Origin of the sequence: Ideonella margarita (assembly GCF_038066635.1) — a bacterium.
In the GTDB taxonomy this organism is placed as follows: Bacteria; Pseudomonadota; Gammaproteobacteria; order Burkholderiales; family Burkholderiaceae_C; genus Ideonella; species Ideonella margarita.
This window is the reverse complement of the sequence record NZ_JBBUTI010000005.1, coordinates 140384-155558: the sequence shown is the minus strand read 5'-3', so window position 1 is coordinate 155558 and position 15175 is coordinate 140384. Positions and strand designations below refer to the sequence as shown.

Annotated in this window: 13 protein-coding genes; 6 read left to right on the top strand and 7 right to left on the bottom strand. The window is 65.3% G+C overall.

From position 1 onward, the window contains the following. Positions 1-42 precede the first annotated feature (42 nt). The 7 genes from AACH00_RS08210 to AACH00_RS08180 form a co-directional block, all read right to left on the bottom strand. Complete coding sequence (locus AACH00_RS08210) at positions 43-1413, bottom strand: MFS transporter (RefSeq protein WP_341398609.1); 1371 nt, start codon at positions 1411-1413, stop codon at positions 43-45. 32 nt (positions 1414-1445) lie between these two features. After that, the gene (gene benD / locus AACH00_RS08205; protein ID WP_341398608.1) at positions 1446-2240 is read right to left on the bottom strand and encodes a benzoate diol dehydrogenase BenD; all 795 of its coding nucleotides are present in this window, start codon (positions 2238-2240) and stop codon (positions 1446-1448) included. Then, positions 2237-3259, bottom strand: a complete 1023-nt coding sequence (gene benC, locus AACH00_RS08200) for a benzoate 1,2-dioxygenase electron transfer component BenC (protein ID WP_341398607.1) — start codon at positions 3257-3259, stop codon at positions 2237-2239. Before benC ends, benD begins: the two co-directional genes overlap by 4 nt. Positions 3260-3277: 18 nt before the next feature. Next, positions 3278-3769, bottom strand: a complete 492-nt coding sequence (benB, locus tag AACH00_RS08195) for a benzoate 1,2-dioxygenase small subunit (protein ID WP_341398606.1) — start codon at positions 3767-3769, stop codon at positions 3278-3280. Beyond that, positions 3766-5130, bottom strand: a complete 1365-nt coding sequence (locus AACH00_RS08190; RefSeq protein WP_341398605.1) for a Rieske 2Fe-2S domain-containing protein — start codon at positions 5128-5130, stop codon at positions 3766-3768. Before AACH00_RS08190 ends, benB begins: the two co-directional genes overlap by 4 nt. A gap of 123 nt (positions 5131-5253) precedes the next feature. Next, a complete protein-coding gene (gene catA, locus AACH00_RS08185) occupies positions 5254-6189 on the bottom strand; it encodes a catechol 1,2-dioxygenase (protein WP_341398604.1) in 936 nt (311 codons plus the stop codon). A 69-nt stretch (positions 6190-6258) separates the two neighbouring features. Beyond that, positions 6259-7446 (bottom strand): muconate/chloromuconate family cycloisomerase, encoded by a 1188-nt coding sequence (locus AACH00_RS08180; protein WP_341398603.1) that lies wholly within the window; start codon positions 7444-7446, stop codon positions 6259-6261. Between the two features lie 143 nt (positions 7447-7589). Here AACH00_RS08180 and AACH00_RS08175 point away from each other — a divergent pair, with 143 nt between their 5' ends. The 6 genes from AACH00_RS08175 (at position 7590) to AACH00_RS08150 (ending at position 15173) form a co-directional block, all read left to right on the top strand. Next, a complete protein-coding gene (locus tag AACH00_RS08175) occupies positions 7590-8525 on the top strand; it encodes a LysR family transcriptional regulator (protein WP_341398602.1) in 936 nt (311 codons plus the stop codon). A 455-nt stretch (positions 8526-8980) separates the two neighbouring features. Beyond that, entirely contained in the window at positions 8981-9838 is an 858-nt protein-coding gene (locus AACH00_RS08170; RefSeq protein WP_341398601.1) for a dienelactone hydrolase family protein, read from the top strand. A gap of 673 nt (positions 9839-10511) precedes the next feature. Further along, entirely contained in the window at positions 10512-11783 is a 1272-nt protein-coding gene (locus tag AACH00_RS08165; protein WP_341398600.1) for an efflux RND transporter periplasmic adaptor subunit, read from the top strand. Positions 11784-11839: 56 nt separating this feature from the next. Next, complete coding sequence (locus tag AACH00_RS08160; RefSeq protein WP_341398599.1) at positions 11840-12544, top strand: ABC transporter ATP-binding protein; 705 nt, start codon at positions 11840-11842, stop codon at positions 12542-12544. After that, a complete protein-coding gene (locus AACH00_RS08155; protein ID WP_341398598.1) occupies positions 12541-13869 on the top strand; it encodes a TolC family outer membrane protein in 1329 nt (442 codons plus the stop codon). The genes AACH00_RS08160 and AACH00_RS08155 overlap by 4 nt, the downstream gene beginning before the upstream one ends. Beyond that, the gene (locus AACH00_RS08150; RefSeq protein WP_341398597.1) at positions 13869-15173 is read left to right on the top strand and encodes an ABC transporter permease; all 1305 of its coding nucleotides are present in this window, start codon (positions 13869-13871) and stop codon (positions 15171-15173) included. The genes AACH00_RS08155 and AACH00_RS08150 overlap by 1 nt, the downstream gene beginning before the upstream one ends. The last annotated feature ends 2 nt before the right edge of the window (positions 15174-15175 follow it).

Sequence of the window (15175 nt, the reverse complement as noted above, 5' to 3'; positions counted from 1 at the left end):
TGTGTTTTGAGCTGCGGGGAGCGGGGTGACGATGCAACTCGGTCACTTGGCGGCGACCGCGGGCGTGCCCGGTGCAACAGGCCGCTCTGTGTGGACGGCACTGTGTGCTTGCGCAGCGCGGCCGTGGTTGATGCAGAACACCGCCAAAGCCGCGATCAGTGCTGGCAGGGCGATAGCCAGGAAATTCGTCTCCAATGGGAGCGCCATCGCCACCAGGCTGCCAATCACGATGGGCGCCAGGATGGCACCGCTGCGACCCACGCCCGAGGCCCAACCGATACCGGTGGAGCGCACTGCCATCGGGTAGTACTGGCCCACATAGGCGTAGGTGACGATCTGCGTGCCGATGGTGGAGGCCCCTGCCAACCCGACCAGCACGAAGAGCGCTGACGTGGGTACCGGGTATCCAAGCAAGCTGATTGACACTGCCGCCAGCAGATACATGCCGACCAACACGACCTTGATGTTGAAGCGGTCGGCCAGCCAGCCCCCGCCGATGGCGCCGAACATGCCGCCGAAGTTCAGCACCAGCACGAAGGTCAATGCCGAGCCCAGCGTGTAGCCGGCGCCGGCCATCAGCTTGGTGAGCCAGGAGCTGAGCGCATACACCATGAACAGGCACATGAAGAAGGCGATCCAGAACATCACGGTGCTGAAGCCTCGGCCGTCCTGGAACAACTTGCCGATGGGCGCACTGGTGTCGCGGTCCTGCTGCGGCAGGTCAAAGGAATCGCTCGACTGCGGCCGGTAGCTGGGATCCAGCCGCCCGGCCATCTCTTGCAGGCGTACGGTCTGCCGTGTCTTGATGAGAAAGGGCATGGACTCGGGCATGGACTTGAGGATGACCGGGATCAGCAGGACCGGCAAACCCGCGGCCAGGAAGACGGATTGCCAGCCGTAGCTCTCGATCAAGCCCTTGCCCACCACCGCTGCCAGCATGCCGCCCACGGCATAGCCGCTGAACATCAGCGTGACCAGGGTACTGCGCATCTTGCGCGGCGAGTACTCCGTCATCTGCGCGACCACATTGGGCATGACGCCGCCGATGCCCAGACCCGCCAGGAAGCGCATGACGCTGAAAGCGACTGGGTCGCTGGTGAGGCCGGCCGCAGCCGTGAACACGCTGAACAGCGCGACGCAGATGGCGATCGCGCGTCGGCGGCCGATGCGGTCGGCAATCGTGCCGAGAAAGATGGCCCCGAACATCATGCCGAACAGGGCTGAGCTGACCATGAAGCCTGCATTGGTCGGGCTCACGCCCATTTCTTTCATGATCGACGGCAATGCGATGCCGGCAACGGCCAGGTCGTAGCCGTCAAAGATGATGATCAGCGCGCACCAGAGCAGGACACCGCGGTGAAAGCCGTTGAATTTCGCCTCGTCGGCCAGTTTGTGCAGATCGATGTGTCTCATGGGTCTTGTCTCCGTATGTTTTGTGGTTCCAGTCAGCCCTGGTCGCCGCCGGCGACCGCAAGGACCGAACCGGTGATGTAGGAGGACTCGTCGGACGCAAGAAACAGGATCGGCGCGACCTGCTCGGCGATCGATCCGTACCGGTGCATCAAGCTGGAGTCCTTGGTCTGGTCAATCACACCTTGGTACCAGGCCGTCTCGATGGCCGTTGGCTGGCTGGTCGCAGCTTGGTTGCGCGGCACGCGACGCGGCGGCGCATCGGTACCGCCAGGCGCCGTGGCGTTGATGCGGATACCGTTGCGGGTGTGCTCCATGGCCAGCGACGCGGTCAGCGCGTTCACCCCGCCCTTGGCCGCGGAGTACGGCACGCGATGCACGCCCCGCGTTGCCACCGACGACACGTTCACGATCACGCCCTGCTTGCGCTCAAGCATGTGCGGCAGCACCGCACGGCAGCACCACAAGGTGGGGAACAGTGAGCGTCGGATCTCGGCCTCGATCTGCTGCTCTTCGTAGTGCTCGTAGGGCTTGGCCCAGATCGTGCCGCCGACGTTGTTGATCAGCACATCGACGCGGCCGAAGCGGGCCAAACATTGCGCGACCGCATCCTGTGCGCCGGCATAGGTTTCGAGATCGGCCTGCGCAGCGGCTGCCACGCCCCCTGATTCACGGATGTGCGCCACCACCTCGTCCACGATGTCGGAGCGGTCCACGGCCAGCACCTGGCCGCCTTCGGCCGCAATGCGTTGCGCCACGCCGCGGCCGATGCCTTGAGCGGCCCCTGTCACCAGCACCACTTTGTCTTGAAAACGTTGCGTGTTGCTCATGCCATCACCGCCTGGTTGGGAGAGAACTTCTCGTAGTAAAAACTTGCCGGCTCGATGGCGGCAGTCTTGAAGTGCCGCTGCACCGCATCCACCATTGGCGGAGGGCCGCACAGGTACACATCGACGTTGCCGCCATGCAGTGCTTGCGCGGGCATGTGCTGAGTCACATAGCCCTGGTGGGGATGCTTGGTGTGTGGGTCCGCGACGCAGGTGTGGAACGTGAATCCCGGAATGCGGTGCGCGTATGCGGCCAGCCGGTCCACCATCACCAGATCCTGGTCGCGCGTGACGCCGTAAATCAGGTGAACAGGTTGCGATGCGCCTTGTTGAGCCAGCACTTCCAGCATGGACAGGAACGGTGCGAGCCCCGTGCCGCCAGCCAGGAACAGCAAGGGCCGTGTGACCGTCCGCAGGTAGAAGCTGCCCAGCGGGCCGGTTACCTGCAGTGGCTGCCCAGGCAGCGCACCACTGAGCCACCCGCTCATCAGGCCACCGGGCACCTGCTTGATCATGAACGTCAGGCGCTTGTTGCCGGGGGCTGAGCTGAACGAATAGGAGCGGTGCAGGCCTGAGCTGCCCGGCACCTCGATGTTGACGTACTGGCCGGGCAGGAAAGCCGGGGCCTCTGCCGTCGTGTCCAAGGCGAGCTCGTAGGCCGCGTCGCCAAATGGCGTCACCTCGCAAACAGCGGCGCCGAACTTCCCCGTGCCGGTCTTGCAAGCAGACGACGGCACCGGGACGGCAATCACGCAATCCGACTTGGGAACCATCTGACAGGTCAGCACCAAGCCTTGGCTGGCCTCATCTTGCGTCAGTGCCTCGTCGATGTAATCGTCACCGAGGTCGTAGCTGCCAGATTCAGCGCGGCACTTGCACGTGCCGCACACGCCGTCGGAGCAGTCCATGGGCAAGTTGATGCGGTGGCGGAAAGCCGCGTCCAGCACCTTTTCGTTGGCGCCGCAGTCCACGAAGCGGGTGACCCCATCTTCGAAGTTCAGCGCGATGCGGTAGTTGTTCATCGTGTGTCTCCCCGCACCTCAGAGGTGGTAGATGTCGACGACCTGGCTGATGTAGTCGTCCTTCAGCACGATCTTCTTGCGGGCGAACAGGTAACCGGCGTCGCCGCCACGGCGCAGCGTGGCAAAGATGGTCCCGAAGTAGTGGTCGGTCTTCTTGTAGCGGTGGCTGAGCGTATGAAAGTTGTAGCGGACGTCGACCTCGTCGCCGCGCTCGGCGAGCACCTCCACATTGCTCAGCATGTGGTTGGTGCGCGGCTCGGGCATGGACGCGCTGGATCGCTCAGTCTTGATGCGAAACACCCGGTCTTCCAGCCCATTGCGGTTGGGGTAGTAGATCAGCGAGATCTGGCTGTGCGGGTCGTCGGTAAGCCGGTCGTCGTCGTCCCAGGCGGGCATCCAGTATTCGACGCTCGGGGCATACAGTTCGAGCCACGACTCGAACTCGCGATCGTCGAGGTGACGCACCTCGCGGTACAAGAAGGCGCAGATGGCCGCATGGTTGTTGCTCATGCCTGTGCTCCTTGGCGCTGCTGCTGAACGGCCTTGCGCATGGTTTTGGCCCAGTGGTCGTGCTGGCAGACGAACAGGCCCTCGTCCTCACTGCGTGCGCCGCTGATCAGCGGCTTCATGCCCATCTTCCTGGCGTTCTCGTCGGGCCCATCCACCCACAACGGCGCGCCGCGGCTGAGGTCGTTCCAAGGTGCAGCCTTGCCCGCGTATCCGGTCTGGCAAGAGCGGAACTCCTCCAGGTCATCAGCCGTGCCCATGCCGGACACGTTGAAGAAGTCCTCGTACTGGCGAATGCGCACCGCGCGGTCCTCTGCGCTCTCGCCCTTGGGTGCAAAGCAGTAGATGGTGACCTCGGTCTTGTCCACGCTGATGGGGCGCGTCACGCGGATCTGCGTGGAGAACTGGTCCATCAGGTACACGTTGGGGTACAGGCAGAGGTTTCGTGTCTGGCTGACGATGAACCCCGCCTTGCTCTCGCCCAGGCGCTCCTTGAGTTCCTCGCGACGGTTGTAGACCGGGCGCACTTCCGGGTTCATGGTTTGAGTCCACAACAGGATGTGGCCGTTCTCGAACCCATAGACGCCGCCGACGCTCTTGCTCCAGCCATTGGCATCTACGGCCTTGGTGCCGCCTTCTGCGCGGCGCCCCATGGTGGCCGCATAGTTCCAGTGCACGGAGCTGACGTGATAGCCGTCGCTGCCGTTCTCCATCTGCAGCTTCCAGTTGCCGTCGTAGGTGTAGCTGGAGTTGCCACGCAGCACTTCCAGCCCCTCGGGTGCCTGGTCAACGATCTGGTCGATGATCACCTTGGTTTCGCCGAGGTGATCGTCCAGCGACTGAACGTCGGCGTTCAGACTGCCGAACAGAAAGCCCTTGTAGCTCTCGAAGCGGGCCACCTTTTTGAGGTCATGCGAGCCTTCGGTGTTGAACTGCACCGGGTATTCGGTGGTCTTCTCGTCCTTGACCTTGAGCAGCTTGCCGGCGTTGTTGAAGGTCCACCCGTGGAAGGGACAGGTGAAGCTGCCCTTGTTGCCGTGCTTCTTGCGACACAGCATGGCACCCCGGTGCGCGCAGGCGTTGATCACCGCATTGAGCTTGCCATCCTTGCCGCGCGTGATGACGATGGGCTGGCGGCCGATGGTGGTGGTGAAGTAGTCGTTGATCTCGGGGATCTGGCTCTCGTGTGCCAGATAGACCCAGTTGCTTTCGAAGATGTGGGTCATCTCCAGCTCGAACAGTGCGGGGTCGGTGAAGATGTCGCGGCGGCAGCGAAAGACCCCGCTGTCCTTGTCGTCCTGCAAGGCGCTGTCCAGCAGCTTCTCGACGTCTCCATACGTGTCGGGGGTTGCGGTCGTGTTCATGGTGAGGAATCTTTGGGGTGAGGTCATCCCCCACGACATGCGCCGCGGTTTGATGCCGGCAGGCATCAGGGGGATGATGGACTGGCTACCGCTGCGGCGGTCTGCGCCGCAGCACGACTTCGCTCAGGCGGCCATGCGAGGGCGATCGACGATCTGGTTGTCAACGCCCTGCACCAGGGCACTGAGCCGGATGTCAAAGGCGATCTCTGCAAATGGCCCGTTCAAGCCGTTGGCCTGAATGCTTGCCGCGTCGGTGCGCTCGACCAGCGGCGGCACCAGACCCTCGCGAGTGGCGTAGGCAAAGTCATCGAACACCAGCGGATCGCCGTCGATGTTGATCTGCGTGGTCAGCTTGCGGTGTCCCTCAGCGGACACGAAGAAGTGGATGTGTGCGGGGCGGTTGCCGTGGCGGCCCAGTTGGTTGAGCAGGGCTTGAGTGGGGCCGTCCGGCGGGCAGCCGTAGCCCACGGGCACGATGCTCTGAAACTTGTAGCGACCCTGCGCGTCGGTGACGATGGTGCGGCGCATGTTGAAGGGGCGCTGCTCACCGGTGGGGTCGAAGTGCGAGTAGAAGCCCTTGGTGTTGGCATGCCAGACCTCGACGGTGGCGTTGGGAGCTGGCTGGCCATCGGCGCCATAGACGGTGCCGTGCATGATCAGGGTGTGGCCGTCCTTGTCGCTGCCGTCGTCCAGCCGAGCGAAACCATTCGCCACTGGCGCGCCCGCCACATAGAGCGGGCCCTCGATGGTGCGGGGCGTGCCGTTCTCGATGCCCAGGGCCGCGTCCTTGGCATCCATGCGCATGTCGAAGTACCGATCCAGGCCCAGGCCTGGCGACAGCAACCCCGCTTCGCTGCGTGCGCCCAGCTGGTTCAGGTAGGCGATGCCCGCCCAATATTCGTCCGAACTGATGTCCAGATCTTCAATGGCCTTGAACAGATCGGACAAGACCCGATGCACGATTTTCTTGGTCCGCGGGCTGCCGCCAGCCTGGTCCAGGCCGGATGCGATGCGGAGGAAGTCCTGGACCTCCGGGCTATTGAAGATGTGAACGCTCATGGGTGTCTCCGTTGATCGGTAGTGGGGAAGGAACTGGTGCGGGATGCGCTCTCCGGCGCGTGCTCCCGTTCAAATCTGGACAGTGACCGCTGGGCCGACGACGACGCGCGCGCGGTCGCGGCGGAAATGCTGGACGCGGTCTTCGTCCATCGAGATGCCCAGCCCAGGCAGGGCGGGCACGGTGAGATGGAAGTCGCTGTATTCGAGCGGCTGGGTCAGGATTTCCTGGGTCAACAACAGCGGGCCAAACAGTTCGGTGCCCCAGCGCAGTTCGCGGAAGGTGGAGAACACATGGGCCGAGGCGATCGTGCCGACGCCGCCTTCGAGCATCGTGCCGCCGTACAACTCGATGTGCGCAGCATCGGCAATGGCGGCCACTCGCTGGGCTGCCTGTAATCCACCTGATTGCTCTGTCTTGATGGCGAACACGTTGGCGCCGGCCAGGCGGGCCAGTGCGAAGCCACTCTCCGGGCCCACCAGTGATTCATCGGCCATCACCGCGATGGGGAATTTGCCAGTGAGTCGAGCCAGGGCGGCAATGTTCGCCACAGGCTGTTCTACCAGCTCACAGCCGGCATCCACCAAGCCCGCCAACCCACGCTGGGCCTCCAGCTCGCTCCATGCCATGTTCACGTCGACACGGACGCAGGCGACATCGCCCAGCGCTTTCTTGATCGCAGCGACGTGCGCCACATCCTCACGCACCGATCGGCGGCCAATCTTGAGTTTGAAGATTTGGTGCCGACGCAGTGCCAGCATGCGCTGCGCTTCGTCAATGTCGCGGCCGGTATCGCCGGAAGCCAGGGTCCACGCCACCGGTAGTCGGTCTCGCTGCCGTCCGCCGAGCAGCTCTGACACCGGCAGGCCGGTGCGATGCCCCAGTGCGTCAAGCAAGGCGGTTTCTACGGCGCACTTGGCGAAGCGGTTGTCGCGGATGGCGGTGTTCAGGCGGCTCATCAGCGCCGGCACGCGATTGGCGTCTGCGCCGATCAAGTGGGGTGTGAAATAGGTGTCGATGGCCAGTTTCATCCCCTCCGGAGATTCCGCGCCGTAGGCCAATCCACCGATCGTCGTGCCTTCTCCCCAGCCTTCCGTGCCATCCGAGCAGCGGATGCGTACGAGCATCAGCGTCTGGCCGTCCATGACGGCCATCGAGAGCTTGTGTGGACGGATCGTCGGCAGATCAACCAGCATCGTTTCGACACGATCGATGACGACGGGGCCGGCGGTGTTTTGTGGGGCATCGTGGCGTTGCATGGCCACTATTGAACGATTGCCGGCGTTCGGCAGCCAACACCGAATAAGTCTGGTTCGATACCTATTAGGTATCATTTGTCAAAAGCACATTGAAATTCAATGACTTAGCTTGCCTCGCACTTTGTTTGCAATGGTTTCCCCCTATGGATATGCGTCAACTGAGGTACTTCGTGGCGGTGGCCACGACCAAGAACTTCACGCGTGCGGCAGAGCAGATGCACATCGCGCAGCCGCCGCTGAGCCGGCAAATCCAATTGCTGGAAGAGGAGCTGGGCGTTCAGCTCATCCAGCGCAACAGCCGCCCGGTGCGCCTGACCGATGCCGGGCGCTTGTTCTACGAGCAGTCCCTGCAGGTGCTGCACCGCATCGAGCAGATGAAGAACACGGCGCGGCAAGCGGGGCTCAATCGCCGGCAGTCGATTTCCATCGGATACGTCCCGTCTACCCTCTACGGAGGGCTGCCCATGCTGGTGCGGATGTTTCGACAGCGCTACCCCGACACCGACGTTCACTTGATCGATATGGGGTCAGTTCAGCAGATCAGCGATCTCAAGTCCGGTCGGATCGACCTGGGATTTGGCCGCATTCGGACCAACGACATTTCGGTGGCTCGCCAGGTGATGCGCGAGGAAAAACTGGTGCTGGCCATCCCGCCCGCTTGGCCATTAGCTGCTGAGCAGGGGCCCGTGAACCTTCACGACCTCGATCAAGCAAAACTGATCGTATTCCCCAAAGAGCCTCGCCCCAGCTTTGCCGACCATGTACTCGGGATGCTGCATGAGAAAGGCGTCAAGTTGGCCGAATTCCATGAGGTGCGTGAGCTGCATGCAGCCTTGGGATTGGTCGCCGCCGAGGTGGGGCTTTGCATCGTGCCGGCCGCGGCGCGGCTGCGCTCAGACCTGGTCTATCGGCTGATCGCCGACGAGGAGGCGACGTCCCCCATCGTTCTCAGCCACCGACTCAACGATGACTCGTGGTACCTCGCTGCGATCAAGCAACTCATCGTCGAGATGTATGCCCAGAACCCGCCGTGGTTGGACTTCGAGACCAATGCCTTCCCTCCTGGACCACGGGCCTAGAGCGACTGACGCAGGGACCTCCCGGCCCCGCAGCTGATTGACGCCCATCGGGGGCACAGCCTTCAAAGGCTCTACGTTCTCGCTTCAGCTTGATGTCGGGGCATCGGCAAGGCTGGTGATGCGTCTGCGATTGCATGGCCCGGGCGAAGTTTGAGCGGTCAGCTATCGGTTTGCCCAATGTCAGACTGGTCGTCGTGTTGAGACTGAAAGCGGCCGCTCGCTGGGTGCTTTGCGACCGGCCGCTATCGACCCGTTGCGGTCCTGTATGTCGCGCGATTCGGTGCCCGACAGCGGCCCACCAGCGCGACAACCTCGCCGCCGGGCGAGGACACGATCAATGTGGGCGCACTGCTCGCACGAGGGTCAAGCTGCAAGCCCGCTGCACTCAATGCAGTTTCTGGTGTAATTTTTGGCGCCGCGTCCCGCGGTGATCACCTGGGCGATAAGGAGCTGACATGTGCGACAAGGACCATTTTGCTGAAAGCGTGGCGGAGTATGAGGCGAGGGGGCTGATTACCCGACGGCAGTTTGGCGTCCTGGTTGCAGCCGGCGCACCCATGATGCTTCCCGCGTCAGCCAACGCGCAGGCGACCAGCGAACGGGAGGTCGAGATCAAGACGCCGGACGGCACCTGCGACGCGTATTTCGTGCACCCCGCCTCTGGTGCCGCGCCGGCCGTGCTGGTGTGGCCCGACATCTTCGGGCTCCGGCCTGCCATGCGAACAATGGGCAAGCGGCTCGCCGCGTCCGGGTATTCGGTGCTTGTCGTCAACCACTTCTATCGCAACGGCAAGCCAAGCGCCACGGGCGCGACGCCGATCCCGGAAATGCTGCCGTTCCGCAAGGGCATGAGCGCCGCGACTGACATGACGGATGCGAAGGCGTTCGTCGCCTGGCTCGATGCGCAGCCACAGGTGAACAAGAACCGGAAAGTCGGCGTGCACGGCTACTGCATGGGCGGCCCCATGTCGTTCCACACGGCGTCAGCAGTGCCTGATCGCATCGGCGCCGTCGCGTCGTTCCACGGTGGCGGGCTAGTGAACGACGCGGCAGGCCAGGACAGCCCGCATCTGCTGGCGGCGGCCACAAAGGCGTCGTTCCTGATTGCCATCGCCGAGAACGACGACCAGCGGCGGCCAAACGACAAGACCGTGTTGAAGGAGACGTTCGACAAAGCCAAGCTGGCCGCGGAGATCGAGGTCTACCAAGGAGCGCACGGCTGGTGTCCGCCGGATACGCTCGTCTACAACGAGCCGGCGGCAGAGAAGGCGTGGAGCCGCATGCTCGCCCTGTACGGCAAAGCGCTGGCCTGACCGTCTCCGTCGGGATCCTCACGCACGAGGGGTTGCAGGCCCTGGCTTAGGGCGCGCTCAAGCCAGGGCCAACATCAGCGACTGAGTCGCCTTGGACCGGTCATCCACCAGAGCCCGCTCATGGCCGACAGCAGCCGCTCGGTTTTAAAGCTTGCCCGACCACACCCGCTGCAACGCAGTCGTCTGTCACCAAGGACGTAAAGGCCACGAGCACTGGCTTGCGCTGGCGAAAACTGTCAGGCGCGGCGCCAGCCTGAGACCTTAGTGCGACGACACGGGGCCTCGCCAGTTCGGCAACCCAGATACCGATTCAGCGTCCCCAAAGTGCCGGCTTCGCACACATCTGTTGCGATAACTATTCCTCATTCACAGTACGTTGTCTGTTCGGCGAACTTCCGCCGTCGGGCCGCTCATCGTCAGGGACGGCTGGCGGCGGCGTCGCTGAGGGCACATTGGCGGCGCGTGTCGCTCGCTGCCTTGTCTGCACTGCCGTCTCCACCGCTGTCCGCAGTCGTGCTGCCCGTGTCCGCACACTGTCCGCGGACACCCCTCGGCACACCCCCGAACCCACCAAGTCATTGATTTCAAATGACTTTGCTGGCCGATCCACGCGGGCACGCCGATTGCACTTCATGGTGCAAAGGCCGCATGGGTGCGGCCCGTGGACACCGACATGATTCGAGACACTTCCGGGCAAGACCAGCCCCTGGCGCACGCCCACCGGCCCGGCCGGCGCTGGTTGTGGGGCGGCCTGGCCTTGGGCCTGGTGGCGCTGCTGGCCTGGGCTGTGCCGAACTGGCTGCGGGGCTTGTCGGGTGGCACGTCGGTATCGCTGTCGCGCTTGAGTGTGGCTGCGGTGGAAGTGGGCCCGCTGGTGCGTGATGTGGCGGCCGAAGGCAAGGTGGTGGCAGCCGTCAGCCCCACGCTGTACGCCGCCAACGCGGGCTCGATCAGCCTGCTGGCCAAGGCGGGTGACAGCGTCAAGCGCGGCCAGCCGCTGCTGCGCATCGCCAGCCCCGAATTGCAGGCCAAGGCCGCGCAGGAGCGCTCGAACGCCGACGCCCTGCACAGCGACTGGCTGCGTGCGCAGGCCGATGTGCGGCAGCAGCATGCCCAGGCGGAGAGCGCGCTTGCGCTGGCCCGCATCGAGCAGCAGACGGCCGTGAACGAGCTGGCCCGGCAGACCCGCGCGTTCGAGGCGGGTGCCACCGCCCAGGCGCAGGTCGACCAGGCACGCGACGCGTTGGCCCGCGCCGAGGTGGCCCTGAAGCAAGCCCAGCAGCTGCTGGGCCTGAAGGACGAGGCCACGCGCTTCGAGCTGCAGGCCAAGCGCCAGGCCTTCGAGCGCCAGCAGCTGGTGGTGGCCGACATGACCCGCCAGCTGGGTGAGCTGGAAGTGCGCTCGCCGGTGGACGGCCAGGTCGGCCAGCTTTTCGTGAGCGAGCGTGAAAGCGTGGCGAAGGACGCCAAGCTGCTGACGGTGATCGACCTGTCGGCGCTGGAGGTGCAGGTGCAGGTGGCCGAGAGTTATGCCCGCGAGCTGCAGACCGGCATGCCCGGCGAGATCAGCGGCAACGGGCAGCGCTGGCCCGGGCGCGTCAGCTCGGTGTCGCCGGAAGTGGTGGCCAACGAGGTGGCGGCACGGCTGCGTTTTGATGGCGCCCAGCCCGAGCAATTGCGGCAGAACCAGCGCCTGTCGGTGCGGGTGCTGCTGGACCAGCGCGACAAGGTGCTGAAGCTGGCCCGCGGTGCCTTCGTGGACGAGAGCGGCGGCCGCTTCGCCTACGTGGTGCGCGACGGCCAGGCTGAGCGCCGCGCCATCCGCCTGGGCGCCCAGAGCCTGAGTGCCGTTGAAGTGCTCGACGGGCTCAAGGCGGGTGACCAGGTCGTCATCTCCGGGGCCGAGCAGTTCAAGGGCGCCGAGCGGGTGACGTTGATCCCCTGAACCGAGCCAGCACCCGCACGCCACTTCCTTCCCCAATTTCTCTTCAAGGATCCGCCATGCTGAAGATGCAATCGCTGTCCAAGGTCTACCGCACCGAGATGGTCGAGACCTATGCCCTGCGTGATTTCAACCTCGAGGTGAAGGCCGGCGAGTTTGTCGCCGTCACCGGCCCGTCGGGCTCGGGCAAGACCACCTTCCTGACCATTGCCGGCCTGCTCGAAGCCTTCACCGGCGGGCAGTACCTGCTCGATGGCGTGGATGTGAGCGGGCTGGGCGACGACCAGCGCTCGCGGCTGCGCAACCAGAAGATCGGCTTCATCTTCCAGGCCTTCAACCTGATTCCTGACCTGAACGTGATGGACAACATCGAGGTGCCGCTGCGCTACCGCGGCCTGCCGGCAGCCGAGCGTCGCCAGCGCGCGGCCGATGCGCTGGGCCGCGTGGGCCTGTCGGCCCGGGCGCGTCACTATCCGGCGGAGTTGTCGGGCGGTCAGCAGCAGCGTGTGGCGATTGCCCGCGCGCTGGCCGGGCAGCCCAGACTGCTGCTGGCCGACGAGCCTACCGGCAACCTCGACAGCCAGATGGCCCGCAGCGTGATGGACCTGCTGGAAGAGCTGCACCGCGACGGCGCCACCATCGTCATGGTGACCCACGACATGCAGCTGGCCGCCCGTGCGCAGCGCAACGTGCATGTGATGGACGGTCGGGTGGTGGATCTGTCTGCCGACCTGGGCCTCCACCCGGTGCAGGCCGTGGCATGAGCGCAGGCCGACGCACCTCCGTGCGCGCAGCCACCCGGGCACTGGCCGTGGTGCTGTGGCTGGGCGCTGGCGTGGGCCTGGCGCACGCCGATGATTTGCTGGCCGTGCTGGCGCAGGCGCGCGCTGCTGATCCACAGTTTGCCGGTGCAGCCACGGCGCTGGCCTTGCAGGACGAGCGCGTGGCCCAGGCCAGAGCTGGCCTGCTGCCGCAGTGGTCGCTGCAGGCTTCTGAGCGCCGAAGCGCGGCCACCGATGTGAGCGGCGCAGCGCCCGTGCGTGAGCTGGGCAGCCACATCAGCCAGGTGCTGATCGACCTTGGCCAGTGGCAAAGCTTGAGCGCTGCGCAGACCGATGCATCGGCCGAAGCCGCACGGGCCCGCGCGGCTGAGCAGGCTTTGTGCGCCCGCGTGGCACGGGCCTATCTGGAGCGGCTGTCTGCCGAAGCGGCGCTCAGCAATGTGCTGGCCAATGAGGCGGCGTTCGAGCAGCAGGTGGTGCAGGCGCAGGCGCGCTTCGCGGCCGGTTTGGGCGCGGCCGTGGATGTGGACCAGGCGCGCACCTTTCATGCGCTGGCACAGGGCGCCAGCGAGGCCGCCCGCCAGCTAGTGGCGGATGCGGGTGAAGCGCTGGCCCAGTTGACCGGCCAGCGCCCCGTGGTGCTGAAGCCCTTGGTGGCCGAACTGCCGGCGCTGCTGCCCCAGCCCGCTGATGTGGACGCCTGGGTGGCGCAGGCGCTGGCCGCCAATCCGCAGCTGCAGGCTCAGCGACTGAGCCTGCAGGCCAGTGGCCAGCGGGTGAGTGCTGCTGGGTCAGCGCACCTGCCCACGCTGAGTGCGGTTTTTGACAGCGCGCGCCGCAGTGGCAGCGGCTTGAGCGTCACCGGTGAGGCCCCGCGCGCCAACACCCTGAGCCTGACGCTGACCGTGCCCCTCTTGGCCGGTGGAGCCACCGAATCGTCGCGCCGCGTGGCCGTGCTCCAGCGTGACCAGGCCGCGCAATCGCTGGAAGCCACCCGGCGTGAACTGCTGCGCGACACCCGTGCGCAGTATCAAGCCGTGCAATCGGGCGTGACCACGCTGGCCAGCAGCCGGGCCGCGGTGAATGCGGCGCGCAAGGCGCTTGAATCCACCCGCACGGGCCAGGTGCTGGGCACCCGGTCGATGACCGACCTGCTGCTGGCGATCCAGAACCTGAGCACCGCGCAATCGGCGCTCGACCAGGCCCGCCACCGTTATGTGCTGGCCAAGCTGCTGCTGTTGCAAGCGGCCGGCAGCCTGGGGCCGGCCGAGATGGCCGCTGCCAATCAATTGCTGGGAGATTCCTGATGCTGAGCTACTACTTCGAGCTGGCCCTGCGCAGCTTCAAGGCGGCCAAGGGCCTGACCGTGCTGATGCTGCTGACCATCGCCCTGGGCGTGGGCGCGAGCATGACCACGCTGGCGATTTTTCATGTGCTGTCGGGTGACCCGATTCCGCACAAGAGCGACCAGCTGTTCAACATCCAGCTCGACGCCTGGCCGATGCGGGGCTATGAGGCTGGCCAGGAGCCGACGCTGCAGCTGAGCCGCCAGGACGCCCAGAACCTGCTGCGCGCGGCCAAGGCCGACCGGCAGGTGATGATGGTGGGCGGCGGCCTGCTCGTTGAGCCGGTGGAGCCGGGCCAAAGTGCCATGCAGGCCCGCACCCGCTACGCCAGCGCCGACTTCTTCGCCATGTTCGACGCACCATTCGCGCTGGGCACGGGCTGGACAGCCGCCGACGACGCGGCCGAGGCGCGCGTGGTGGTGCTGTCGCATTCGGCCAATCAACGCCTGTTTGGTGGCGCCGACAGCCGGGGCAAGACGCTGAACTTGCGCGACAAGCCCTTCCGCGTGATTGGTGTGCTGGCGCCCTGGCGGCCGGTGCCGCACTACTACGACCTGACCACCGGCAAGTTCAACCCGGCCGAAGACCTGTACCTGCCGTTCGCCACCGCCATTGGCTTGAAGTTCGGCACCAGCGGCAACTTCAATTGCTGGGCGGAGCACGCGTCTGAAGACAGCCGCAGTGTGGGCGCGCCCTGCGCCTGGATCCAGTATTGGGCCGAGCTCGGCACGCCCGCCAAGGCAGAGGCCTATCTGCAATACCTGAAGAACTATTCCGACCAGCAGCGCCAGGCGGGCCGCTTCGAGCGGCCCACCAATGTGCGCATGCGCCCGGTGATGGACTGGCTGGCCACCAGCAAGGTGGTGCCGGCCGATCTGGGCCTGCAGCTGTGGCTGGCCTTCGGCTTCCTGGCGGTGTGCCTGGTCAACACGGTGAGCCTGCTGCTGGCCAAGTGCCTGCGCCGCTCGGGCGAAATCGGTGTGCGCCGCGCGCTGGGGGCGTCACGTCGGGCAATCTTTGCCCAGTTCCTGGTCGAGGCCGGCACGCTGGGCCTGGCCGGGGGCCTGCTCGGTTTGCTGCTGACCTGGGCGGGCTTGTGGGCCGTGCGCCAAGGCAGCAACCCATATGCCGCGCTGGTGGGCCTGGACGGCCCGATGCTGCTGACCACGCTGGGCCTGGCCCTGCTGGCCAGCCTGTTGGCGGGATTGCTGCCAGCCTGGCGCGCCTGCCAGGTCACGCCGGCCCTGCAACTCAAGACCCAATGAGG

Excerpts from the sequence above, each read along its gene's own strand:
- AACH00_RS08160 (WP_341398599.1), top strand. The coding sequence starts at position 11,840 with ATGCTGAAGATGCAATCGCTGTCCAAGGTCTACCGCACCGAGATGGTC.
- benD (WP_341398608.1), bottom strand. The coding sequence starts at position 2,240 with ATGAGCAACACGCAACGTTTTCAAGACAAAGTGGTGCTGGTGACAGGG.
- catA (WP_341398604.1), bottom strand. The coding sequence starts at position 6,189 with ATGAGCGTTCACATCTTCAATAGCCCGGAGGTCCAGGACTTCCTCCGC.
- benB (WP_341398606.1), bottom strand. The coding sequence starts at position 3,769 with ATGAGCAACAACCATGCGGCCATCTGCGCCTTCTTGTACCGCGAGGTG.
- AACH00_RS08150 (WP_341398597.1), top strand. The coding sequence starts at position 13,869 with ATGCTGAGCTACTACTTCGAGCTGGCCCTGCGCAGCTTCAAGGCGGCC.
- AACH00_RS08180 (WP_341398603.1), bottom strand. The coding sequence starts at position 7,446 with ATGCAACGCCACGATGCCCCACAAAACACCGCCGGCCCCGTCGTCATC.
- AACH00_RS08210 (WP_341398609.1), bottom strand. The coding sequence starts at position 1,413 with ATGAGACACATCGATCTGCACAAACTGGCCGACGAGGCGAAATTCAAC.
- benC (WP_341398607.1), bottom strand. The coding sequence starts at position 3,259 with ATGAACAACTACCGCATCGCGCTGAACTTCGAAGATGGGGTCACCCGC.
- AACH00_RS08170 (WP_341398601.1), top strand. The coding sequence starts at position 8,981 with ATGTGCGACAAGGACCATTTTGCTGAAAGCGTGGCGGAGTATGAGGCG.
- AACH00_RS08175 (WP_341398602.1), top strand. The coding sequence starts at position 7,590 with ATGGATATGCGTCAACTGAGGTACTTCGTGGCGGTGGCCACGACCAAG.
- AACH00_RS08155 (WP_341398598.1), top strand. The coding sequence starts at position 12,541 with ATGAGCGCAGGCCGACGCACCTCCGTGCGCGCAGCCACCCGGGCACTG.
- AACH00_RS08165 (WP_341398600.1), top strand. The coding sequence starts at position 10,512 with ATGATTCGAGACACTTCCGGGCAAGACCAGCCCCTGGCGCACGCCCAC.
- AACH00_RS08190 (WP_341398605.1), bottom strand. The coding sequence starts at position 5,130 with ATGAACACGACCGCAACCCCCGACACGTATGGAGACGTCGAGAAGCTG.